This window comes from Dyadobacter psychrotolerans (assembly GCF_004349265.1).
Lineage (GTDB): Bacteria > Bacteroidota > Bacteroidia > Cytophagales > Spirosomataceae > Dyadobacter > Dyadobacter psychrotolerans.
In genome coordinates this window covers 356,339-380,358 of the sequence record NZ_SMFL01000003.1, presented here as the reverse complement: position 1 = coordinate 380,358, position 24,020 = coordinate 356,339, and the positions used below count along the sequence as shown (strand labels likewise).

At 42.2% G+C, this 24,020-nt stretch carries 17 protein-coding genes; 4 read left to right on the top strand and 13 right to left on the bottom strand.

Features of this window, described 5'->3' with window-relative positions; translation table 11 throughout:
• Positions 1 to 14: 14 nt before the first annotated feature.
• Together E0F88_RS09400 and E0F88_RS09395 are read left to right on the top strand one after the other, a co-directional pair.
• Positions 15 to 1,454, top strand: coding sequence for a SusD/RagB family nutrient-binding outer membrane lipoprotein (locus E0F88_RS09400; protein WP_131957979.1), 1,440 nt, complete (start codon positions 15 to 17; stop codon positions 1,452 to 1,454).
• Positions 1,455 to 1,488: 34 nt separating this feature from the next.
• Positions 1,489 to 1,974: a hypothetical protein gene (locus tag E0F88_RS09395; RefSeq protein WP_131957978.1), complete on the top strand. Its 486-nt coding sequence runs from the start codon at positions 1,489 to 1,491 to the stop codon at positions 1,972 to 1,974.
• Positions 1,975 to 2,005: 31 nt separating this feature from the next.
• Here the strand turns inward: E0F88_RS09395 and E0F88_RS09390 are convergent, their stop codons facing one another.
• Together E0F88_RS09390 and E0F88_RS09385 are read right to left on the bottom strand one after the other, a co-directional pair.
• Positions 2,006 to 3,583 (bottom strand): DUF1501 domain-containing protein, encoded by a 1,578-nt coding sequence (locus E0F88_RS09390; protein WP_131957977.1) that lies wholly within the window; start codon positions 3,581 to 3,583, stop codon positions 2,006 to 2,008.
• Positions 3,584 to 3,646: 63 nt separating this feature from the next.
• Positions 3,647 to 5,215, bottom strand: a complete 1,569-nt coding sequence (locus E0F88_RS09385; RefSeq protein WP_131957976.1) for a DUF1800 domain-containing protein — start codon at positions 5,213 to 5,215, stop codon at positions 3,647 to 3,649.
• A gap of 182 nt (positions 5,216 to 5,397) precedes the next feature.
• Between E0F88_RS09385 and E0F88_RS09380 the strand changes: the two genes are divergently transcribed.
• Positions 5,398 to 6,555 carry a carboxypeptidase-like regulatory domain-containing protein gene (locus E0F88_RS09380; protein WP_229213717.1) on the top strand — a complete coding sequence of 386 codons (1,158 nt, stop codon included), beginning with the start codon at positions 5,398 to 5,400 and terminating at the stop codon, positions 6,553 to 6,555.
• A gap of 13 nt (positions 6,556 to 6,568) precedes the next feature.
• Here the strand turns inward: E0F88_RS09380 and E0F88_RS09375 are convergent, their stop codons facing one another.
• From E0F88_RS09375 to E0F88_RS09345, 7 genes are all read right to left on the bottom strand, one after another.
• A complete protein-coding gene (locus tag E0F88_RS09375) occupies positions 6,569 to 8,077 on the bottom strand; it encodes an FG-GAP repeat domain-containing protein (protein WP_131957975.1) in 1,509 nt (502 codons plus the stop codon).
• 67 nt (positions 8,078 to 8,144) lie between these two features.
• Complete coding sequence (locus E0F88_RS09370; protein WP_131957974.1) at positions 8,145 to 9,923, bottom strand: RagB/SusD family nutrient uptake outer membrane protein; 1,779 nt, start codon at positions 9,921 to 9,923, stop codon at positions 8,145 to 8,147.
• A gap of 25 nt (positions 9,924 to 9,948) precedes the next feature.
• A complete protein-coding gene (locus E0F88_RS09365; protein WP_229213716.1) occupies positions 9,949 to 13,479 on the bottom strand; it encodes a TonB-dependent receptor in 3,531 nt (1,176 codons plus the stop codon).
• A 254-nt stretch (positions 13,480 to 13,733) separates the two neighbouring features.
• The gene (locus E0F88_RS09360; protein WP_131957972.1) at positions 13,734 to 14,819 is read right to left on the bottom strand and encodes a FecR family protein; all 1,086 of its coding nucleotides are present in this window, start codon (positions 14,817 to 14,819) and stop codon (positions 13,734 to 13,736) included.
• A 65-nt stretch (positions 14,820 to 14,884) separates the two neighbouring features.
• On the bottom strand, positions 14,885 to 15,508 hold the full coding sequence (locus E0F88_RS09355) for an RNA polymerase sigma factor (RefSeq protein WP_131957971.1): 624 nt from the start codon (positions 15,506 to 15,508) through the stop codon (positions 14,885 to 14,887).
• Between the two features lie 191 nt (positions 15,509 to 15,699).
• Complete coding sequence (locus E0F88_RS09350) at positions 15,700 to 16,089, bottom strand: hypothetical protein (RefSeq protein WP_131957970.1); 390 nt, start codon at positions 16,087 to 16,089, stop codon at positions 15,700 to 15,702.
• A gap of 10 nt (positions 16,090 to 16,099) precedes the next feature.
• Positions 16,100 to 16,648, bottom strand: a complete 549-nt coding sequence (locus E0F88_RS09345) for an RNA polymerase sigma factor (protein WP_131957969.1) — start codon at positions 16,646 to 16,648, stop codon at positions 16,100 to 16,102.
• A gap of 578 nt (positions 16,649 to 17,226) precedes the next feature.
• Here E0F88_RS09345 and E0F88_RS09340 point away from each other — a divergent pair.
• Positions 17,227 to 17,595, top strand: a complete 369-nt coding sequence (locus E0F88_RS09340) for a T9SS type A sorting domain-containing protein (protein WP_131957968.1) — start codon at positions 17,227 to 17,229, stop codon at positions 17,593 to 17,595.
• A gap of 130 nt (positions 17,596 to 17,725) precedes the next feature.
• Here the strand turns inward: E0F88_RS09340 and E0F88_RS09335 are convergent, their stop codons facing one another.
• The 4 genes from E0F88_RS09335 to E0F88_RS09320 form a co-directional block, all read right to left on the bottom strand.
• Positions 17,726 to 18,763, bottom strand: coding sequence for a Gfo/Idh/MocA family oxidoreductase (locus tag E0F88_RS09335; RefSeq protein ID WP_131957967.1), 1,038 nt, complete (start codon positions 18,761 to 18,763; stop codon positions 17,726 to 17,728).
• A 158-nt stretch (positions 18,764 to 18,921) separates the two neighbouring features.
• Positions 18,922 to 21,021, bottom strand: a complete 2,100-nt coding sequence (locus E0F88_RS09330; RefSeq protein WP_131957966.1) for an outer membrane protein assembly factor BamB family protein — start codon at positions 21,019 to 21,021, stop codon at positions 18,922 to 18,924.
• 10 nt (positions 21,022 to 21,031) lie between these two features.
• Positions 21,032 to 21,985 carry a sugar phosphate isomerase/epimerase family protein gene (locus tag E0F88_RS09325; protein WP_131957965.1) on the bottom strand — a complete coding sequence of 318 codons (954 nt, stop codon included), beginning with the start codon at positions 21,983 to 21,985 and terminating at the stop codon, positions 21,032 to 21,034.
• Between the two features lie 53 nt (positions 21,986 to 22,038).
• A complete protein-coding gene (locus tag E0F88_RS09320; protein WP_131957964.1) occupies positions 22,039 to 23,976 on the bottom strand; it encodes a heparinase II/III domain-containing protein in 1,938 nt (645 codons plus the stop codon).
• Between the last annotated feature and the right edge of the window lie 44 nt (positions 23,977 to 24,020).

Below are 24,020 nucleotides of genomic sequence, written 5' to 3'. Positions count from 1 at the left end.
TAAATTTTCAGATTATGAATTCAACAAAAAAAATATATTTTCTATTATACACCTGTCTGGCGCTATTAACATCAGGCTGTGATAACTACCTTGATGTTAATAATGATCCAACCTTAAAGTCAGATGCAACGGTTCAGGAGTTACTTGCAACCGCACAGTTTTACACAAGTGATGCCAGTTGGCAGCAAGCATACACTGCCTGCCAGTATGCGCAGCAACTTAGCAGTAATTTGTCTACAACCGGAACCGATTCTTATGCAGAGGCGGAAAATGCCACGGGTTGGTCAAATTTTTATCTTTACATACTTCCCCAATTAAACGCCATTATTTCAAAAGCGAAAACGGAAGACGTACCTGTTTATGCAGGCATTGCAAAGACTTTGTTGGCTTATAATCTCGGAATTGCTACCACTTCCTGGGAAAATATCCCTTTCTCTCAGGCAGATCAGGAGCCCAAAAATTTTCAGCCTGTCTATGATACTCAGCAGGTAATTTATGCGGATATCCAGAGATTGCTTGATGAGGCCATTGTAGAATTGACTAAAAATTCAGGAACAAAACCAGGAACTGATGACCTAATTTACGCAGGCGATGTGGCTAAATGGACACGTTTGGCTTATTCTTTAAAGGCACGATATCTGTTGCATTTATCCAATAAAAATACGGTGCAAACGGCTCAGGCTGCACTTACTGCTTTGCAAAACGGAATGAAAAGTAACGCTGACGATTTTCAGCTTAAATATAATTCCAAAAATTTACAACCATGGTACAGCCGTGTCGCGCTGACAAATAGTACGAGTAATCTTTCAGTTACCTACAGCAGTACTTTTGTTGATTTAATGAATGGGAAAGTTCAGGGGATAACTGATCCACGTATTTCCAAAGTTATTACCTTAAAAAATAACCAAACCGTTTACAGCGGACAGGTACCAGCCTCTTTGACAGGTACAACTGTTGATTTTAGTGCAGCCTCATGGCATTCCGGAATAAATTCACCGGTTGTTTTCATGACCTATGCAGAAACAAAGGCGATCGAAGCCGAAGCCCGGTTTTTATCAAATGGCGGGACTTTTACTTCAAAAGGAAGCACCGAAGATGCTTACAAAGCTTATCTGGAAATAGCACAGGCTAACATGCGAAAATTGGAAGTTACGGAAGCAAACATAACATCCTATCTTTCCGCTCCGGCAGTGGCAGTAACGGCATCTCAACTGACCTTGTTGCAAATTCTGAAAGAAAAGTACAAAGCTATGTTTCTGATTGGCGATATCTGGACTGACGTTCGAAAATATGGTTATTGGGATCTTCCAATGCCGGCCAACGTGAATCCGGAATTAGGAGGACCCCGCATTCAGCGAATGAGATATCCGTCATCCGAGCTGACGCGTAACACAGCAAATGCAGAGAAAAACGTAAAAGGACCGGCTGTAACGATGTGGATGTTTTCGAATTAATGGTTGAAAATCTGAAGCTTAAAATCGAATCAAAATGAAAAGAAATATCAATAAAATTTTAATGTCCTTTGCCTTTCTCTCATCCATTTTTTTGAGTGGATGTTATGAAGAGCCTGACCTGATAAACGATATCAGCACAAGCGTTGGAAAGGTAGCGCAGATTTCAATTGTCTGGCTTGGAACGACGAGGAACGTTAATCCGACAAGTCTGGCAATTATTCCGACACTCACAGTGGATGCGGGCGCTTCTACCAATTTTAACATTGAGTATACCTCCGAAATTCCGGTGAAGGAGTTCCGGGTTTACTATGCTGCAACCGCAACCGGTGCGCAAACACTTGTAGCCAATGTGCCAGCCGGTACTCAAAAATATGACGCCGCAATAAGAAGTTACGTACTGGCAGTTCCAATAAAAGCACAGGAGACAAAAGGAACTACAAGGCTGTTTTTCGCTCAGATAGTCACAGAGAATGGTTTGCTGTCGGTACAGAAATCCACGACGCTTACAACCAACAAATAATAATTTTGAGGTAATTGGTGTCAATCGCTAATTACCTCAAAATCACCAGCGGTTTCACAACCGAATGTTTGTCATTTTCCATTCTTATAAAATACTTTCCTGCCGGCAGATGGGAGGTGTTGATCAGGATCTTTGAACCGGATAAGTAGGTCATTTGAAGGGGAGAGGTCCGGCCGGTTATGTCAGACAAGGTCACTTTGTCTCTTCCCTGCATCATAATTTCTGATTCGAGGATGACTTCTCCCTGAGCCGGGTTAGGATACAGGTTGACCATATTTGCTGCCAAAGGTTCAGTCGCCGTTATTGTATCTCTGAAAATAGGTAGATTGGTAAAGGCTTTGTCAAACATAATGCTCTTAACTGTTTCTTCCGGCGCGCCCAGCCAGTCTGTAAGAATGCTGGAATAAACCTGCCTGAAATCCGTCTGAATTTTTATGTTATTTCCATCCAGATCTTTCAGGTCAGGATTTTTACCAATCACCTGTGTTTTTACCCCGTTCCCAAAAACAAACAGCGGCGATGCCCACCCGTGATCTGTTCCTTTACTGCCATTGGAAATTGCTCTTCGGCCAAATTCAGAAAACGTCATTCCCGCTACTTTGTCATCTTTACCATTTGCCTTCAGATCAGCCATAAAAACCTTAATGCCGTCGGAAAGGTATTTTAACAGATTTGCATGCACGCCCTTGGTCGTATCCGTTGAGTCAACCTGTGAGGAATGTGTGTCAAAGCCGCCAAGCGTAACGTAATATATTTTGGTTTGTAATCCTCCTGCAATCAGGCGTGCCACGATTTTCAGTTGGTCAGAAAGTGAATTGCCTGTTGGATACGTGACCAGATTTTTCCCTTTGTCCGCCGCCGCTTTTAACTGACCTGCGTAAGCAACGGAGGAGGTTTGCTGTTGTCTGATGTAAGCGGTGTACTTTCCTGCCGGTGTATTGGGAAGTTCTCCGGGAACTACCGTTGGTTTATCTCCTACAATTTTTGAAAAAGTATCCGGATTTTGAATGGCAAGCGCTCCGGAAATCGTGCTTGTGTTAAAGGTAGTCGAAGAAATGGATGAAATCTGAATAGCCAGCGGATCAGTGAATTTTGAATTGGGATAACCAACCGGAAAGCCTTCATAGGTTTCCTGAAGGTATCGTCCCAGCCAGCCCGTTGTCGCAAGTTTGTTCGCATCGGTCGCTGTGTACCAGATGTCGTTCGCACGGAAATGGGAAAAATTCGGATTTGGATAACCGGTTGAATGTACAATCGATACTTTTCCTTCATTGAAAAGTGTTTGCAGGCCAGTCATGGAAGGATGAAGGCCGGTTTGCGGCAGCCCGTTCAGTTTTAAAACTTTGTTTTCAGGAATCGCAATATTTCCTCTGAAACTTGCATTTGTATATGTGCTGTACTGGTCAAGAGGGAGCACCATATTGAGGCCATCGTTTCCGCCGTTCAACTGGATAACCACCAGAATTTTATCATTAATTTCTGCCAGTTCCAGCATCGCCTTCATAAAAGGAGCGTTTGGATTCGTTTCTGCTTTGGCTCCGTAACCATCGAGCATAAGCGGCAGGAAAAATGAGGAAGAGGCATACTGAAGAAAATCACGACGTTTCATGAGATCGGGAAAATTATTTGTTTAATCAGGAAATTTTAAGAAACGTTGAGATTTGCATTATCATTAACCCATCTGATATTCTGCCAGTCGGAGCAGATACAGATATAGTTCGTCGATTTTCATTTCGACTGCATTCTTTTTGGCAGTGTTGTTTGGATCGGCTGCGTAGAGGTTCCATTCAAGCGTCCATTCGTATCGCGGAAGTCCCGGAATAAGCACTTCATCAATAATATAATCGCGCTGGTTTTGAGGAAGTTCAAAAGCAAAAAGTGTACTGGTTAATTCATTGACAAGAATTACCGGGTCAGAAGGAACCGAAACTTTTTTGGCCGTTTCCAATGAATTGATATTGATTTTCATCTTGGTGGATCCGGCTACGATCGCGTCTGTAAACGAGCCGCGCAGTGCCAGTGTGGTAGAATTAATCCAGAGCTCATAAAAATCGGTATCGTAGTATGGCCGCCATCCGAAAACCGTTGACTGGTCAAATACTTCCATTTGCAGTTCCTTTGCTCTTGCAGCCAAGTATTGTGTGAAAAGGTCAAAAGTAGTACGGTCGGAGACAACATCAGGCACAACTTGGTCGAAGTGCAAAAGCGTACCGATAATAAATTCCAGAGGGGATTTAATCTGTGAACCGATCAGCGCATCTTCATAAAAATGTTGAGAACAAAAAAGCTGGGCAAGGACCGGTTTTATTTCATAATCTTTTCGAAATGTTGCAGCCAGAGGTTTAATCACTTCATTTTCGACAGTTGCAGAAATTTCGGACTGTACAAACCAGCGGTAAAATTTCCTGACCATGAATAAGGCCGTTTTCTCCTGTTTTAAAATCATGTCGATTAAATCTGCTAACTCTGCCTCACCTGCCGGAATGCCTGAACCGGTTCTTCCCTGAATGCTCGTATTTTGGTAAAACGAAGAAAAAGTTTTGACAGTCTTATCATGCTGATCAGACAGGAATTGGACTGTAATTGCGGAAGAAGTTATACTTCTAAAACCCGTTGGTCGCCAGCCGGTCAAAACTTTTGCAGCGTTTTTTACATCATTTTCGTCATAATTTCCCTGTCCTATTGTAAAGAGTTCCTGCAACTCCCTGCCATAATTTTCATTAGGTTTTCCAACAGTATTTAAATTTCCGTCCAGATACAGCAACATAGCCGGATCCTTGGTGATTTCAATCAGAAACGTCCTGAAATTGCCTAGTGCATGTTTTCGCAGCAGCTGATATTGTAAGTAGATAAACCTTGCATCGGAGATATCAGTCGCGGTTGAAACAAAATGATTCTGCCAGAAAAGGGTCATTTTTTCAATGATATTATCCTTTTGCGTCATCATTCTGGCAATCCACCAGTTTTTGACAAAGGCGCGTCGGGCGCTATCGTTTTTATTTCTCTCGGCATCGTCCACGCCCGGAGCGCCCCAGGAAATATCCTGAAATGTTTTGCCAGCGGCATCAGTAGGAAGAGGAGGAACCGGTGTATCTGTTAAAAAGGAAGCGACAATTGTTTCCGCCGACTTTCCGGTCAGCCTCGCTATGTTTGCCTTTGTTCCTCCAAAATTAAGTCTCCTGAGTAAGTGAGCTGCCTGCCGGGAAGTTAAAGGTTTGTCAAATTTGTCGATTGAAGCCATTTCAGTAAACAGAGGAATAAAATGTCTGTTAAGATACAAATTATTATAAGAGGTTTAATATCACATACTTAATTTAATATCATTTTAACTCAAATTTGTCTGGTTTTTGCAACATTACGATAAGAATGTTTGTACAGGACTGATAGAATGCAATCTCCTTTTTATCTTTGGGTTAAAAAGCTTTGAGCCAGTTTTATATTATTTCCATGTTTTGTTATCCTACCGGTCTCCGGAAATTTCTTTTTCTTTTACCAATCCTTTTTGTAAGTGTACTTTGCCAGGCACAGCAAACGAACACTGTTACACTGGCAGGTACCGTTACGGACGAAAAAACGGGGAAGCCTCTTCCTTTTGCAAATGTATTTATCAATAATTCCACCATCGGGACCAGCGCCGACGGAGATGGTAATTACCGCCTTGGTAACCTGCCAATCGGAACTCTTGAAATAGGCGTTTCTTTTTTGGGGTATGAAACCGTCCGGCAGACGCTGCGTTTTGAACAGCCTGGTGTAAAAAAAGTTGTGTTCAAACTGAAAGAGGGGATGGAATTACAGGGTGTAACGGTTTATGCCCGGAAAAATAAGAGGAGAGAAAAAAATCTTAAAATCATAACCAGAGAATTACTTGGGACCAACTCTTTTGCCAAACTCAGTAAGATCTTAAATCCGGAAGTTTTACGAATATCAGAGGACGATAACGGCCATTTAAGTGCGCAAACGACAAAGCCGCTGATTATCGAAAACAATGCACTCGGTTACCGTATTTTTCAGGATCTTGACGATTTTGATTTTTATGAAGGCAAGGTTTATTATGGCGGAAGTACGCGTTTTGAACTTCTGAAACCAAAAGATGATATTCAAAAGAAGTTTTGGCGGACCAATCAGGAGACTGCCTACAAGGGTTCGCTCAAACATTTGCTTGCCAGTATGGTAGCCGACAGTGTTGCGGAGGCTGGATTTAAAGTCTATCAGACTATTCCAGAATCGATGCGGATTTTCAATACGGTTAGGCCCGTGAATGGTGTCAACCTGCTTTCCAATCATTTAAATAACCGGATCGTGCCTGTTCGTGGTGTTAAGCTGATTCAGCCGGGCGAGTTAGAGACGGAGCGGCTTTTGGTTTCACAAACAGTATTAGAAGTTTTTTATACCAAAAGAAAAGGACGGTCGCCTTACGCTGATATGCCTTATCCACATACACAGCTTACTTTCCCAAATGGGTACATTGTAATCACACCACAGGGCTGGGTTGTAATGCCTATGGGTTTTGAAATCGCGGGAGATCTTGGAAAAGACCGGTTTGCTTCGCTTCTGCCGGCGGACTGGAAACGGGATGAATAAAGGAGAAACGTGTTTATTTCGTATTGTTGATCAACACAACAAAAGGCAGGTTCACATTCCAATTGAGTTCAAAATGATCTTCATTAAGAAATCCTTTGGAGTAATTGCCTAATACAACATCCTGATCACCATCACCATCAAAATCTTTTACATCCATACAAATCCATCTGCCTTCCTTATGAATTGGTATTGCATGTGGCGTAAAATGGAAGTCTGATTTTTCCTTGTTCTGTTCAAAATAAATAAAGCTTTCAGCAGGATTGTTCTTAAAATCAGCGAAGAAAGCAATAGAAGTCATATCTGTATCTCCATCCAGGTCAAAATCTGCAATCATTACCTTTGTACATCCGTTTACAGGATAAAATGATGTCTGTTTGAACTGCAAGTTTCCGGTATTGGTAAAAATGTAAATTCCGTGATAAGGTTTTAAAATCCTGGAATAGTCACTGTTATCGCCTGCGGTGTAAACAATATCAGGCTTTCCATCTTTGTTCATATCCGCCAGCTGAAAGCTGCTGGAACCATAAACGGGAGGAAACCTAAGTATGTTTTTGCTTTGAAACCCGCCTTTTTTATCATTTGTAAAAAGCCAAATTCCTTCATCTCCATGGGCAAATAAAGTCATAAAATCGATCCAGCCATCCTGATTAAAGTCTCCGGTAATACTTTGCGTTACTCCCGGAATCTCTCTGACAGGGATAGTTTTGAAAGATTTACCAGCCTGTTGTTCCATCAGGTATAATCCGCCTTTATTATGTCCGAAACTGCAAACAATATAATCTGTCAATCCATCTTTATTGAAATCTGCTGAAACAGTTTGAACAGGCCTGAACAGATTATTTGCGATAGTCGTCAACTGATTATTTGACCCATTAAAAAACAGCAGGTTCCCCGAAGGCACATCCAGCGCTTTCATTTCTCCGATACAGGTTATAATTGTATTTTTATTTTTTTCAAATGTCAGCTGAACGGCAGGTGAAGGCAGTTGGACAGTTGATTGTAATATTAAATTCTGACCCCATCTATTTAACAATCCTGTTTCTGAATTGCTGGTGTAAATCGAATTTGAATCGATAGCCACCAGCGTTGTAGTTGCAATATTAGAATTATTTACTTTGGGTTTTAGTAATGAAAATATGGACCAATCATTAACCAGATCAACCGGTGGTTTTAGCGAAGTTAGATGAGCAGGCGCGAGAGAATCATAATAGGCAACAATCTGCATCCAGTCGGAATAAGAAATTGCAGATTTTTCATTTTGGTAATAGGTGGCATTCTGCCAGACTTCAAGTCCCAGCTGTTTTGCCATGGCCGGTAACACCCGGTTATGCCAGGTTTCTTTGTCGAGTAAAGAGGGGCTTGGTGCCAAATGACATGATCCACAATATTTTTCAGCTAGTTTTCCTCCAGGCAATTGATTAGCCAGGTTTTTTTCTTTATTGTTTTTATTAAAACAAGACGTTGCCACAATTACGGATAGAAGTAACGAAATGTAAGAGCGGAAGAAAACGGCAGTTTGCATAATCACTGTTTGTAAATACAAAAAGAGGCAGTTTTGAGGCTGCCTCTTTTTCGGGGTGCGTTAGCTTTTATTGGTATCCCGGATTTTGTTTTAGTGACGACTTGCCATTTCTGGTGCTCAGGTCAATCTGACTCTGAGGAATAGGAAAGTACTCATTCACTCCTTTAATAAATTTACCACCGCTGACATCGGGAGTGACTTTGCTTTCATTCGTAATGTAAGCGTTCAGCGCCTGATCGGCAATTCCCCACCGTGCAAGGTCAAAAAACCGATGACCTTCCATGGCAAATTCCAGCTTTCTTTCGAAATAAATTGCTTTAAGTGCACCATCTTTCCCTTTCGCTGCAAAAGCTCCGGCAGGATAAACTGCAATTTTATAATTGGCCGCTGGTGTTGTAGTAAAACCATTAAGCGGTTTGGTCGCGTCCTTATAAGTATAAACAAAACTTTCAGGTCTCGCTGCACGTTCGCGTACCAGGTTTACGTATTCCTGTGCTTTTGCAAGATTCCCCAGCTGAGCTTCCGCTTCAGCTGCCATCAGCAGAACATCGGCGTAACGAATAATCTGAACGTTAATAGCCGTTCCAGGTGCCCATGAATGCTGATCCGAATATTTGTCCTGAGTTGCCTGCCAGTACATGTTTTTCTTTGGAGAATATGGTCCCGCATAGGTTTGGTCGCGGATCCATGCCTGTCCGGGATGGTTACCCCAGTCAAGGAAAGGAACGCCGCGACGGCCAACAGTCCAGTCGATACGCGGATCAAGCGGGGTTGTGGCATCCGGTGTAAAGGCAGCTTCCGACTTTATTCCCATATCCGTTTTAAGTGCTTTGGTATTGTATGTGTCTATTAAAGGAAGCCCGTTTGCATCTGTTTGGAATGAATTCGCCAAATCTACGCTAGGCTGAAAAAAACCGCAGCATCTGAATGGCGAGTTGTAAGGGAAATTAAGCATACCCCCGGTATTCGCATTGTCGATCGTGTTAGTACCATCATTGGCGGCCATTTGAACGGCAAATACTGATTCAGCCATGTTCTTCTTAGCGGCGTCAAAAATGTCCTGATATTTTGGCATCAATGCATATTTAGTTCCGCTGCTCGTTACGCCTTGGGAGATTGCCATATCAAATGTTGTTTTGGCCTCCGTGTATTTCTTTTCGTATAGGTAGGTTTTAGCAAGATACGCTGCTGCTGCCCACTTATTGGCACGGCCAACTTCCGCCTGAGTTGCCGGAAGGTTGTCCATAGCAAATTTAAAATCTGCCTCAATTTTAGGCCAGATATCAACATCATTTGTCACAGCAGACGGATTTTCCGTTTTTTCGTCAATGTAGGGAACCATGTTGAACATCTTTTTCAACTCAGAATAATAGTGACCTCGCAAAAATCTTGCTTCTGCTTCGAGGCCTTTCTTTTCAGCATCGGTGATATTGGCAGTTACCAGTGGGATAAATTTCAAAACCCCGTTAGTCCGGTTGATTCCCTCGTAAACGGCTTTCCATTTACTATTAAAAAAACCATTGCTCGGTCCGGCACTGTAAATCATGATGGAATTGATACCGGGCTGATCGGCTCCGTCACTTCCTTTTTTAGCATCGCCTCCTGCAATACTCCCGTAAATCCAATTGTCAGCTGCTGCGTCCCACGCACTTGCCGCACCCACTCCGTTTCCGTCAAGTGCTGCATAAGCACCAATGAGTAAATTCTGCACGCCTGGTTTGGTACTCAACTGCGCATCGCTTAGTGATCCGAGTGCGGGCTTTTTCAAAAAATCGTCGCTGCAGGCATTGAAAAATAGTCCGAGTGCAGCAATAGCTGCTATTTTGGAAAATCGTAATGTTCTCATGTTCTTCTGTTATTTAATACAGTTATTAGAATGTCAGATTTAAACCAATAAGAAACTGACGGGTGTTCGGGTAAACCCCTTCGTCAATACCAAATGCGGTTGATCCGTCCACCTGGCTTTGTCCTACCTCAGGATCTGGCCCTGAATATTTTGTGATTGTAAAGAGATTTGCACTTTGAATGTAAATACGTGCTCTTTCCAGACGGAGTCTTGATATTACTCCTTTTGGTAATGTATAACCAAGCTGTGCATTTTTCGCGCGCAAATAAGACCCGTTTTCTACGAAGTAGGAATTAGGTACATTGGTGGTACTGAACGAGCCGGTGTTTTCCTGAATCGGCGCTGTTGCATTGGTGTGATCCGGTCTCCATGAATCATACAAAGCGGTATTGCTTTTTGCGCCTTGGAAGTTAGTGTAGAAGTCATGCCACCATTTCAGGTTGTTCCAGATCTGGTTGCCCTGCACGCCGTAGAAGAATATTCCAAAATCAAATCCTTTGTATGCAGCGCCAAGATTCAAGCCGTAGCTGAATTTAGGACTTGGATTTCCCAGAAAAACGCGATCGTCAGAAGTTATCATGCCATCTCCATTAGTATCCGCATATCTGAAACGTCCTGCCTTTACTTCGCTTTGATACACCGCATTAGAATTTTTTGAAATCTCCTTTGCCCGAGAATCAGCCTGGTCAATTTCCTGTTGACTATTCCAGAAGCCGTCTATCTGATATCCATAAAACTGCCCGATAGAATGGCCCACAGCATTTCTGACAATCGAACTACCGTTAAATCTGCGGGATTCCTGATCAAAATATGTAGCACCATCTGTGATCTTTACAATTTGATTGTTGTAGGTCGTCAGGGTGGCGGTAGCACTTAATTTCAGGTCTTTTGTGACATTTTTTTCTGCATAAACAGACATGTCGATACCATGGTTTTTCATTGCGCCTATGTTTACAGCGGGCGGTGTGCCTTGCCCTGCTGTACCGGAAATTTCAGGTGAGAAAAGCAGATCTTCGATATTCTTTTTGTAATAATCAATAGTAAAATCAATTGCTCCGTTAAACAGCTGCGCATCTAAACCAATGTTGGAATTGATGTTTCTTTCCCATTTTGCTAACGGATTTCCTACCCTTGTACGCTGAAATCCTAGTACAGTGCTATTGCCCGTTCCCTTGATGTCATAAAAAGAATGGCTTCTGTTTTGTCCGTATGTAGTAAATGCGTTAGCGTTAGAAATATTAAACTGGTTTCCCATGATCCCGTATCCTCCGCGGATTTTAAGATCTGTCAGCCAGGGTACATCCTTCATAAAGCTTTCTTCTGTTACCCGCCAGCCTGCACTGACCGCAGGAAAGACACCATATTGAGAAACGAATTTGGAAGAACCGTCACGCCTCACAGTCGCACTTAGCAAATATCTGTCCTTGAAGCTGTAATCGATACGTCCAATGTATGAAAACAAGGCCTCTTCAAACCTACCGCTGAAATTGGTCGGCGTTCCGGATCCTGTTGAAAGGTTGGTGAAGTTCGGGTCAAACGAGAAATATCCCTGGGTGGATCCGCCAACTTCATTTCCGGAAGCACTATATGCTTCCGTACCAACCAGTACTTTAACATTATGCAATTCCCGGAAGTTTTTTTCATACGTCAGTGTGTTTGTCCAGGTCCAGTTATATCCTGAATTGGCCGATTCGGAGTAAGAGTTGGTTGTTGTATTTTCCGCATTCTCCCATTCAGGGTAGCCAAAAGAATTAGATCTGTAAGAATACATCGTACCTCCGAAGCTCGACCGGACCGTGAAGTTTTTAAGGAAATCAACTTCCGCATACATATTTCCAATAATACCGTTGCCTAGTCCTTTATTATTTCTGGCACGATCACGAATCGCAACCGGGTTTTTGGCATTTCCCAAACCGCTTCCAAAAGAACCTGCATAATTTCCGTTTACATCATAAACCGGCACAATTGGCTGCATACGAAACGCCATACCAATGGCACCGCCTTCTTCCAAAAATGAACTTCTTGGATTGTCTACAAGCGAAACTGCAAGGTTCTCTCCAATCCTGATATGCTTACCCACATTATACTGGCTGTTAGCCCGAATAGTATAACGTTTCAGATAAGTGTTCATCAGGTTTCCCTGCTGATTGAAATGGTTAAATGAAAACAGATAATTTCCCTGAGGTCCGCCACCGCTCACCGAAAGGTTGTGGCTCTGAATCGGTGCGGCTTTAAATATTTCATGAAACCAATCTGTTCCCTCTTTGTTTGATTTTACAATTCTGTAAAAGGAATCCATATCAGCTTTATCCGTATAATTCGGATTCACATAATATTTACTGAGATCGATCTGGCTGGCAGATGCGCCGGTAGGGACGATGTAGTCAGGTAAAACAGCTTTTTCTCCGTTACCATACTGAGGATCATTCACTGCCACACCGGAGTTTCTTAAAGCAAGAAATTTCAGATCAGCAGTTCCCTGAGAAGAAAGCAGGTCATAAACGTTTCCTTTTTTAACGGTCTGGGTTCCATAGTAGGTATCATAACTAATACGAACTTTTCCTGAGCCACGTTTGGTGGTAATAATTACAACACCATTTGACGCCCGTGAACCATAAATAGAAGCCGAACCTGCATCTTTTAAAACCTGCATCGTGGCAACATCATTTGGATTAAGACTGTTGATATCCTGGGTTGGTACTCCATCCACAACATACAAAGGCGTGTTATTTCCAAATGAATTGATACCTCTGATCCTTACCTGTGGCGCACTGCCAGGCTGTCCGGATGTCAAAACAGTTACCCCCGAAGCACGTCCCTGAAGCTGGTTGGTCAGGTTGGAATTTGGCTGTTCAGTCAGTTCTGAAACTTTGACAACCGAAACAGCTCCTGTCAAATCCTTTCTTTTAGCAGTACCGTATCCCACAACTACTACTTCACTCAGCAGTTTTTCATCTTGCATTAAAATTACGTTCAAACTGGATTGATTTGGCGTAATGTCAACGTCCTTTGGTGTAAAACCTACATAACTGAAAGTTAATGTTACCCCGCCATCCGGAACCTCGATTTTGTAAGCTCCGTCTGCATCAGTATTGGTTCCCCGTTGTGAACCCTTCACAATTACTGAAACTCCGGGAAGGCCGGAACCATTGTTATCGCTAACGGTACCCGATATACTTCTATCTATAAAATTGCCTTCCTGAAATGTAGTAGGGCTTAAATTACCGGTTTGTGGTTTAATACGTTTAAGGATAATTTGTTTTCCCGAAACTTCGTAACTTAAATTGAGCGGTCCTAAAATGGTTTTTAATGCAGCACCAAGCTGTTCCTGGCGAACATTCACTGAGATCTTCCTTTCAGCCTTTACAAGGCTTGAACTGTATAAAAACTTAACTTTAACCTGCTCCTCGATGTTCGCTAAAACCTTACGGACATCTTGATTCTGCATATTAATCGTGATACGATTGTTTAAAACTTCCTGTGCTTCGCTTACACGCGCCAGGGCGATGCTGGACAAAAGTGCAGCAATGACGAGTTGAGTGCAACTAAATCTCATAATGGTTTGCCAATGAGCATAGTTAGGATACAATTTTTGCATAACTTTACAAAGTTTTGTTAAACATGGAAAAAATGGGACAAAACGATTCCTCCATCCGTCGCAAGCAGATGTATTATTTTGAGGAGAAAAAATAGGAAGGTTGGTGATGGTGCAAACATCATCGACCTTTTTTATAGATTTTTATGGAAGCATAAATGGTTGTTTAAATGGATAAATAAATCAGTCAGGTTTGTATAATTGTTTTTAATATCTTAATGACATCCTTTTCCGGATACGAGTATTTTCGCATCAACAACGGCAAATTCAGCCTCAATACCTTTACATATCAAATCAATTTTATCGTAAAGTGATTCCTGTGAGAACGAGGCTGTTAGCATGCAGTCTCCAAATACCTTTTCATCGTAAACGATTTCAATTCCATAAGATTCTTCCAGATTTTTGAAAATTTTAGAAACCGGCACATCCTGAAAATCGCCAATAGGTGGAATAACTGCTGTTGATACAATCATCTCCGGAGCATCAACCAGAAATTTCTTAATGATTTCTTCTTTTCTTGAATATAAAACCTTCTGGTTTGGCGTAATGATTGTCGCGTTTTCTGAATTAGTGTTATTCTTATGTTCCTGGCATGTGAAAACCGAAACTTTACCCGTTTTTACAACAACTTCAACTTCCTGATCATCATCAAAAGCCTTTATTGTAAAACTTGTCCCAAGCACCTTTGTCACCAGCTCATTGGCGTAGACATAAAAAGGACGATCCGGATTTCTGTGGATCTTAAAAAATGCCTCTCCTGACAAAATAACCTCCCGTTCTGTTTTTAAATCAAAATTCTTTGGAAACCGGATTGTGCTTTTTGGCTGGAGAGTGATTTGGCTTTTATCCGGAAGATTGATGACAATTGGTTTGTCGGTAATATTTTTCCTTTCAACGAACCTGTTTTCAGGAGTGGAAATGAGATTATGAAATGCGAACTGTATTTCTTTTGTGGCCGGTTTGAAAAGCCAGCCCGCTACGAGAATGACCATTGCAGCAGCGCCGGTGAGTAGAAACAGACGTGGCCAGATGGATTTAACAGGTCTTGCCGGCTGATCGTAACCCAGCTGAATTTTTCCCCACATATTTGTTACCTGATCGTGTTCAGGAAAATCCTTTTCAATGTCTGCTGAAAGCAGCTGTAAAATCCCTTTCGCGTTGGCAATGGTATCTGACATTTCCGGATTTTCCATCAGAAATTTCTTCCAGAAAGACTCGGTTTCCGACGTGGGCTCATAAACCCACTGTTTAAAGTGAGCGTCTTCAAGAAAGTCGGTTAACGTATAGGCGTGGTAGTTCATGCTGGTACTATTCTATGTAAAAATATTACATGTCTTATAACAGCAAGAGGAGAACAAATGGTATTTTAACTCACTTCGCGAGGAAAAAAATTAGAATTAAATAAAAAAATAATCAGCAGATTGTGAATTGATAATTGGCGAAGTTTTAAAACAGCACGCTGGATCAGATTTCGAACGGATTGTTCATTAATAAAAAGTATCTCGGAAATTTCAGAATAGCTGAAATCCTGGTAATAACGGAGTACCAGAACTTCGTACTGACGCAGTGGCAGACTTTTGAGGCAAAAATTGAGATTGTCCTTTTGTTTTTGATTTCCTTCTTCTTCAATAATATAAAATTCCGAAGGAAGGGTTACCGGTAAAATCTCTTCACTGGTTGATTCCCAGCTTTGCAGACGCGTTGGTGAAAGTGATTTATGAATTCTTCTTCGGAGAGAGCGAAACAGATAAAATTTCGGAGAGTCAACGTCTGACAATCTTGACCTTGTCTGCCAGAGATCTATAAATAGGTCCTGAATCAGATCTTCAACTGCCGCATCATCATGTAAAATTTTTCTTCCGTAACTGAACAATATTCTTACATGCCGCTGGTAAAGCGCTGTAAAAGCAGCCTCATCGCCCAGACGGAATGCCTGCCAGTTTAACTTATCATCGTTAGGGATAGAAGCTGATGTCAAAGTATCAAACATTGTTTCAACAAAAGTATTAAATTTTCTATGAATAGATCAATTTCTATCCGACGATGTTTTAAAATTTGTCATAAACCAATCCAATTTTGATATTAACTATCCTGTACTGTCTGTTTGAGTTACATATGGAGAGAAATTAATTTGTATATTTCGATGATAGCAAAAAGTCCGTCACAATGGCCCGACCTCAATTACGAGTTCTTATCTCTTGGCGGTTTTCCGCATCGCCGCCGGATTTCATCTTTGAAATGTAAACGCTCTTCGTCTGACATATTCATCCATTTGCCTCCCCATTGTTTATATCGGTTGGCATTCTGTTCGCTGGGATCTGCCATTTCTTTGTTCCAGTGGTTTTTCCATCGTTCTGCCCTTCCCATTCTTCCGCCAAAATTACCCAGTAAAATCCGGCAAAGTGCTAGTAAACCAACCGCCTGCCAGTATCTGATCGTCCTGACTCCGGTGAGCTCAGGAAGAATGGCGTTCCACAGAACCATCACCGCAGCGCCCAAAACCAGGGCAGCGATCAGGGCAAAAAAGGGAAACATTCCAAAACGTACTCTGTATTTAGTTGGCTCGTTCATAATAGCAAAGTTAATAATTTACAAATTCCTTATAGGTGATTTCCAGCCGCTGTCGCAGATGCTGCACGGCATACCGCTTTCGGGAAATTAATGTTTTGATATTTTCTCCGGTACGGTCGGCTATTTCCTGGAAAGTCTGGTCTTCGAGTTCGTTCCAGACAAAAACCTGGCGTTGGTTTTCGGGCAGCTCGTCTAGTGCGCTGGTGAGCTGTTCCCAGAAAAGTTCACGCATGAAAACTGTTTCCGGCGTACCGTCATCGGCTAATAAGATGTCTTTGAAATTTAACTCTCCATCTTCATCTTCATAGCTATAATCTGATAATGAATCAGGCTTTTGTTTACGGTATTTATCTATGATCCGGTTTTTCGCCACCCTGTATAACCAGCTTCCCACCTGCTCAATTGCTTCAATCTCGGGCACGCTGCTTAGCTGGTACCAGACATCCTGAAGAATATCCTCCGCGTCCTCTTCCGAGTTGACCCGCTGCCTGATAAAGCCAAGCAGCTGGCTGCCATAGGCTTTGACGGTCTGGATGATATTTGGCTTTTTCTCTGGCAAAATCTAAGCAATGAATTTATTAACTATAATTCTTAGACGGATTGAACCCCAAAATACTTTAAAGCTTCGAATATATTTTTGATCTGTTTCCGTTCGACTTGTACTTATATCAGATAAAATTGTTGTTATCTTCCATGTTACCAGAATGTTACGTATTTTGGGTTGGTTGAAAATGTTTTCTTTCCCGGAAGGAATGGTATTTTTGAAACAACGACTTATTTCGAAAAAAAATCAAATTCCGAACCGAATGTTTGTATTGCTGATATTTCTTGAAAAAGTTCAATGATTGAAGTGTATGGTATGGATTAAATCATTGTCAAATTTTAAACTAGTTGTTGTACTTTTGCTTCAAACATATAACTATTCCAATATATATAGATAACTGCAAAAAGAACTTTTCATAAACTAAATGCCTGCTATTGACTTTAATAAGGTTTCTTGTCTACCTTTGATTCATCAAAACGGAAAAATGAAAGTTTAACCGGAATGAGAAAAAAAACTTAAAGTGTTATTTTAGATTATCTGAAAAGTACAATTAGTTTAACCAAAATTTAGACATTCAAAACATTAGAAATATCATGAAAAAATTAATCTTATCTGTTGCAGTTTTGGTGGGAGTATCTACTGCAAGTTTTTCTTTCGCTGCTGACAAAGTTTCAAACAAAGCGGCGGCTGCAATTGAACTTGTTTCTTCAAGCGATTTGAAATTTAAACTGACTCTTGACAACGTGAAAGAAAGATCTTCACTTGTTATTAAAGATGGCGACGGAACTGTTGTTTACAGCACATCAATTCCCCAGTCAGAAAAATATACCAAAATCTTTGACCTGTCGAATCTTTTGGATGGAAATTATAGCTTCATCGTGTCTAACGGCGGTGAGATAACTTCAAAACCATTCGCAATTGCTACTGAAACAAAACGTCTGGTAACAGCCGTTGAAAAATAAGGATTTAGGTAAACACCTTCATCAGTTACTTAAAAAGGAAGACAGCAATCTGCGGTCTTCCTTTTTTGATGTTCCTCGATATGCTAACACAAATCGCGATCTGCGTTTCAGCGTGAACGCCTATTTAAAACTAAAATTTCAAAACAGCCTTGCTTTCGCTGCTTTCTTTTGCGAGGTCGATCACACGGCAGGTACGAAGAATTTCTTCCGGTTTTACAGCCAGTTCGGCTCCGTTTACAATCGCATCATAAACGTTTTGGTAAAAAGGAGCATAATCCCCGGCTTCACTTTCAACCACACCGCTGAATGCCTCGCTGTAAAGTGTTCCCCAACGGTTTTCTGGCTCATGTCCCCATGGCTTTTGTGTCGGTAGTATGTTCTGACGAAGTGTTTCTTCCTGTGGATCCAAACCTCCTTTGATAAACGAACCTTTTGTTCCGTGCAGATTGTAACGCAGAAAGTTTTCATAAACCATCAGGCTTGATTTAACAATCACAAGCTTGTCGGCATAACCAAGTCTGACATCGAAGTAATCGTCGATTTCACTGTTCGGTCTCACAGAGCGGATTTCCGCTGTAACCGTCTCGGGTTCGCCAAATAGTACCAGTGCCTGATCGATTAAGTGCGGCCCGAGATTGTAGAGGTTTCCTCCAACGGGGACGCTTTTTTCTTTCCAGGATTCAGTCGGAACCACCGGGCGAAAACGGTCGTAGCGGCATTCGTATTCAACGATATCCCCAAGTTTGTCTTCTTCAATGAGTTTTTTTATAGTCAGGAAGTCCGAATCCCAGCGGCGGTTTTGATATGCAGTTAATATCAGGCCTTTTTCTTTTGCCACTGCGATAAGCTGTTTCGCTTCCTCTGTCGTAGCAGAAAATGGTTTTTCGATCACCACATGTTTTCCGTTTTCCAGCGCATCCATTGCATAAGGAAAGTGGGTATCATTTGGGGTACATATAAAAACAAGATCTATTTCCGGATCGCTCAAAAGTTCGTCAACGGATCGCGCGTTTTCGATGTTCGGATCAAATTCCTGCGCTTCGTTTTTGCTTCTTTCTACAACAGTTTTAAGTTTAAAATTTGGATTGGTGGTCAGGAATGGTGAATGAAAATAGCGTCCTGAAAGGCCAAAACCTATCAAACCAACGTTAAGAATTTTTGATGACATGGATATTAAAAAGTTATGAATGAAGAATTAAGAGTTTGTCTTTATTGAAAACAAAGTTAATCGTTGAACAAATAGAGGCAACATTTACCTTTAATACAAATCTGAAAGGGATCTTTGAATTAAGATACAGGATAGTGAATTGCCTTTTATCATAGAACTCACGGCAAAGCAAACGCCACAAACTGGTCGCCCGACTTTGTATTCAGTTTTCCACCTCCGCAGGCGATCACAACATACTGTTTCCCCTTGACTGAATAAGTGCTTGGCGAGGCATAGCCAGCCGCAGGCAACTTGAAGGTCCATAAAGTTTTACCGGTTACTTTGTCAAAAGCTCTGAATTGCTCGTCTTTGCTTGCAGCAATAAAAATAACACCACTTGCAGTCACCAACGGCCCGCCATAATTATCGGTGCCTGTTGGTGGAATGCCTCTGGCAATTAACTCCGGATATTCGCCAAGCGGCACCTGCCAGCGATATTTCCCTGTATTGAGATCAACCGCAGTCAACGTTCCCCACGGAGGCTCACTGACTGGATAGCCATTTCTGTCAAACCACCTGTTGTAACCTGTGTGTTGGTAAGGAACCTGGGTCTTTTGTGTTGAAACAATTTGTTTATCTGTGTTTTTATTAAAGAGAAAATCAACAACAGCCTGTCTTTCAGCGACCGGAATATGTGAAAATGAGGGCATCATGCCGCGGCCAGTCATCAGTAGTTGCTGAACCTGTTTTTCGTTTAATCGTTTTTCAATGTTTATTAATGACGGGTAGGAACCGTCGTGATTTCCCGCCCGGTCGGCACCATGGCAGGCTGAGCAGTGAAGCTGATACAATTTATCACTGCTTGTTCCTTTGGCGTCGGCAACTGATTTTTTGTTTCGTAATGTAGTGTAAACAGGAACCTCTTTTGCGGGAATATACATTATGCCTTCCTGATCCGTTGCTGCACCTCCCCATTGTGCGCCGCCGTCTGTTCCTGGATAAAATATGGTCATATCAAATCCGATCGGAATGTATGCACTTCCTGTTCTCGCATTCCTGACAATACCAGCCAGAGAATCCCGGTCCGCTGCGAAGGAATTGAGGTCCTTTTCTGTAAAACTTTGCCTTGTAAATGGTACCGGTAGCGTTGGGATGGGTTGCGTTTTGCTAAGTTGTTCGCCTGGAACACCCTTGATCGGGAACGCCGTTTCTGTAACAGGAAATAGTGGCTTGCCTGTCACTCGGTCAAAAACGAAAATGTAGCCTTGTTTGGTGATCTGAACAACGGCGTCAACTTTTTTACCTTTATGAATCAATGTCACCAGATTCGGCGGCGACGGAGCGTCGCGGTCCCAGACATCATGGTGTACAAGCTGGTAATGCCAGAGGCGTTTTCCGGTGGCAGCATCAATGGCGATCAGGCAATTGGCATAGAGGTTGTCACCGGGCCGGTTACCTCCATAAAAATCATAAGCGGCAGATCCTGTCGGAATGTACACGATGCCACGGGTTCGGTCAATCGCCATTCCAGCCCAGGAATTAGCGCCTCCAGTTAGCTCACGGGCTGGCTGTTTTAACCATGTTTCAGAGCCGGGTTTACCTTTTTCAGGAATGGTTTTGAAGGTCCATAATTTTTTGCCCGACAAAACGTCATAAGCCCGGATGTCACCAAGCAAAGCCGTTTCGGATTCGTTTACCCGAGTGCCTACAATGATGATGTTTTTAAAAATCGTGTTGGGTGTATTGGAAAGCACGTAGTCATCAGCGCCAGGCCTCTCAAGTCCGTCTTTTAGATAAATTCTTCCCTTTCGACCAAAATTAACTGCTGCGTTTCCGTTTTTTGCATCAAGCGAGTACAGCCATTTTCCTGCACCCAAAAATATCCGTTCCTGTTTTCCGTCTGTCCAGTAACTTACTCCTCTGCTGATACTGCCCCCGGTTTCGGACAAATTGGTTTTCCAGATTTCTTTTCCGGTGGCAGCGTCGACAGCAAAGGCCTGCGTACTGGCAGAAACTCCGTATAAGATACCTTTGATAATAATCGGATTACACTGGATTTGCGTTCGGTTACCAGCCGTGTCAGCTCCACCTGAGGCATAAGTCCAGGCTACCTTTAAGTTCTTAACATTGTCTTTATTGATTTCCGTAAGAGGAGAATAATGACTTCGTGCCCCGTCGCCGTTGTATTCGGTCCAATCCGTATCACCGGAATCATTTTTAAAAATAAATCCGGTGACAAAAAATAATAAAAGCAAACCAACACAGGCAAATGACTTCATGAGCAATGAGTTAAGCCTTTTCCCAAAGTTCCTTAGCCTTAGCCAAATCCCGCTTCATCGCATCAAACACGACTTTTTTATCCACAGTAATCTTATCCGCTCCCTGATCGGCTCCGCCCAGCGGATATTCAAGATGCAGACAGAATGGTACCTGTATATTATTTTGCTTTACAAATTTGAAATACGTGTCAAAATCAACCATTCCTTGTCCCAGCGGCACATTATGTAATTTTGTTTTGCCATTTACATTGTTCCAGGTGGTATCTTTTAATACGATGGTTTTGATATGTGGCTGAATCAGGTTTAAACCTGTCTGCCAGGATAAACCGCCTTCCACAGTAGCGTGACGAATGTCGTATTGTGCTCCCATGTGTTTTAAATCAGCTTTTTGAAGGATTTTCCAAATTTCAAACATCGAAGCACCAACCATTCTTCCCGCGTGATTTTGGTAACAGCCGGTAATTCCGAGCTTTTTATTGAGCTGACTGAGTCCGGCCATCTTTACTGTAAATTCGTCCAGAGACTGTGCTATCTTTTTCGGATCTGAATATTTGTACCAGTTCATCCGGTAATACTGAAAACCAAGTTTGGCTGCAGTTTCGAGCAGTTTTTTGTCAACCGGATTTGCAGCGTCTTCCACAGCGGTGCAAAAGAGAGAAGGAGAAAATCCGACTTTTTTCATTGCTTCTACGGCAAGCGGCAAGTCCGTTTCTACCTTTTCAGGAAGCACATGGCCTTTTGGGCGAACGGTAAGATCGATCCCGTCAAAACCAAGTTCCTTCGCCACTTCCGACATATCCTGGTAATTGAGGAATTGCAGATGTTTTGAGAAAATGTGAATATTTGGCATATCCGCATTTGCCGCAGGCTTCAGGGCAAAAGATTCAGCGGAGATTAAAGGCAAGATACTTCCTGCAGCGGCGGTGTTAAGCAGGAAATTACGCCGGGAAATCGATTCAGACATAATGGCTTTTGTTATGTTTTTAGGTAAGACGATATTTTTAGAGGTTGGACCCCTCATTCTGATTTTGCAATAGCAAAACCGTGTTTTCCCTTTTTGGTTAATGTTTTGGCAGTAAGCACAATGCGCTGCACCGGGTGATTGTCCCATTTGGTTTTAAAACTGCGATATTCCATTCCTTCTGTTGATGGAAATTCCGAAGATACAGTCCATAGTTGGGGATCATAACTTAGAGAAACGGTTTTTTTACCCGGTGTTTTAAAGATTATTTTTCCGGTGTTGCTGGTATTAACCTCACAAACTGTCATGAAAATTTGCTGCAAAGATTTTGGATCTGCATCAAGTAGGTAGTCGTCAGCCACTTCAATGGTGTTTTTCTTTGGATCAAGTTTTACCAATCTTTTCCAGGACTGTACACCTGCATCTTTTGCGTAAGCTTTTGCAATATCCATTGAAAGTGAGAGTTCCTTTTTGTCAATCTTGCTGGTCACATTCTGCGCTTCAAAATGCCGTCCCGCAGGTTCTCCGATACCATTGATAACCGGCAGATTGTGATATTGTGATTGCGTAAACCAGAGCTCGTATCGTTTGGAAGAAAATGTTTTGGCAGTATAATTTCCGCGGCCGGCATCGACGATAACGGGTTCTCCGTCAACATAAACAATAAAATCGCCAACATCATTATGGTTGTGACTTTCGGCATTGTGTCCGCCATGTGTTGCGAGAAAAAGGCCGTTTTTAGTTCGGGCAGTCAGCACCTGAATGTCGTTGAACCACGCGTGGGCGACTGGTTTGTAAGTTGAAGGTGTAGAAGGTAACGTCTGTAAAGTCAAAAGGTTGGCTACCTTTCGCTGGCGTTGAAATCTTCCCTTTGCAATAGCTGCTTCCGGGAAAGAATTAAATGCCCAGAGGCCAAATTGAGTCAGATTGTCATCTTTCAATTGCCGGCCAAAACGGTAAAGCATCAGGCCGTCAGGACGGAGCTTGGGATCTGCATCGGCGAAGTTGACAAAGTAATCATTCGCAATGTGCATTTTATAAACATAGGACGCCATTTTTTGAATCAGCGGTTCATCATAAATATTTACCTTACCGTTACTTGCACTTTGTAATGTTTCCAGCGCATCAAAAACGCTGGCACCCGCTGCAAACCAATAACTCGGCCCTTCATCACAGCCGCCATCTTCACCTAATCCGTTCAGGTACGCGTCCATGTGCGTCATATACGTGTAAGCATAATCTTTCCGTTTCGATTCATCATTTTCCAACAGCAGCTCTGCCACCAGCAAATTGGAAACGATCCATGGGTTCCAGTTGTTTACCGCCTTTGTTTTACTCAAATAACCATATCTCTCTGTGTTTTTGATAGGTTCAAATATTCTGCGGTTTGTTTCGGCGTAGATCCGTTTTCGAATCAGCGGAGATATTTTATCCAGTTTTTCGCCAATAAAATAATCAGTCAGGGCGAGTGTTGTTGCGGTTTCAGCTGCGAAAAGATCTACGATCGGATCTTGCATGTCGGGCAGGCCGTTCCCGGCTTTTTGCGTACTTAAATGTGCCGGCACTCCCCAGAAAGTTTCTTCACAGATAGCCCAGACGTAATTCATGATTGCTTCTGTAAACCTGTTTTTGTTTTCTACGGATTCGGCGATAATCAGATCTGTCAGATTGCTACGCCTGGTAAAAGACACTGCCGAATGCTCTTCACGGTCTCCGCTTCGCACAAAATTCATTAAAATCGTTGCCGATAACTGAGGCATCGGGGTTGCCAATGCCGCTTCGCCTGATTGAATGACTGATTTGACTACACTATCAGGAAGTGCTTTTTTCCACTCTTCGGATGTTTTTGGATAAGGTTTCCACTGATCTTTCGGAACCAGTGCGGATTGTAAATCAGCGGCAGTATATTTTTTGGAAAGAATATTTCGCTGTGTTATCTGTGCGCGTACAAGAAGAGGAGTTAGGAGCAGAAGTAAAAAGGAAATTCTAAACATAAAAACGGAGTTTATTTATAAAAGCCGAATTCATGCGGGGAATA

Bases quoted from the DNA above. Each gene is read 5' to 3' on its own strand.
- E0F88_RS09400 (WP_131957979.1), top strand. From the start codon at position 15: ATGAATTCAACAAAAAAAATATATTTTCTATTATACACCTGTCTGGCG.
- E0F88_RS09395 (WP_131957978.1), top strand. From the start codon at position 1,489: ATGAAAAGAAATATCAATAAAATTTTAATGTCCTTTGCCTTTCTCTCA.
- E0F88_RS09390 (WP_131957977.1), bottom strand. From the start codon at position 3,583: ATGAAACGTCGTGATTTTCTTCAGTATGCCTCTTCCTCATTTTTCCTG.
- E0F88_RS09385 (WP_131957976.1), bottom strand. From the start codon at position 5,215: ATGGCTTCAATCGACAAATTTGACAAACCTTTAACTTCCCGGCAGGCA.
- E0F88_RS09375 (WP_131957975.1), bottom strand. From the start codon at position 8,077: ATGCAAACTGCCGTTTTCTTCCGCTCTTACATTTCGTTACTTCTATCC.
- E0F88_RS09370 (WP_131957974.1), bottom strand. From the start codon at position 9,923: ATGAGAACATTACGATTTTCCAAAATAGCAGCTATTGCTGCACTCGGA.
- E0F88_RS09365 (WP_229213716.1), bottom strand. From the start codon at position 13,479: ATGAGATTTAGTTGCACTCAACTCGTCATTGCTGCACTTTTGTCCAGC.
- E0F88_RS09360 (WP_131957972.1), bottom strand. From the start codon at position 14,819: ATGAACTACCACGCCTATACGTTAACCGACTTTCTTGAAGACGCTCAC.
- E0F88_RS09355 (WP_131957971.1), bottom strand. From the start codon at position 15,508: ATGTTTGATACTTTGACATCAGCTTCTATCCCTAACGATGATAAGTTA.
- E0F88_RS09350 (WP_131957970.1), bottom strand. From the start codon at position 16,089: ATGAACGAGCCAACTAAATACAGAGTACGTTTTGGAATGTTTCCCTTT.
- E0F88_RS09340 (WP_131957968.1), top strand. From the start codon at position 17,227: ATGAAAAAATTAATCTTATCTGTTGCAGTTTTGGTGGGAGTATCTACT.
- E0F88_RS09335 (WP_131957967.1), bottom strand. From the start codon at position 18,763: ATGTCATCAAAAATTCTTAACGTTGGTTTGATAGGTTTTGGCCTTTCA.
- E0F88_RS09330 (WP_131957966.1), bottom strand. From the start codon at position 21,021: ATGAAGTCATTTGCCTGTGTTGGTTTGCTTTTATTATTTTTTGTCACC.
- E0F88_RS09325 (WP_131957965.1), bottom strand. From the start codon at position 21,985: ATGTCTGAATCGATTTCCCGGCGTAATTTCCTGCTTAACACCGCCGCT.
- E0F88_RS09320 (WP_131957964.1), bottom strand. From the start codon at position 23,976: ATGTTTAGAATTTCCTTTTTACTTCTGCTCCTAACTCCTCTTCTTGTA.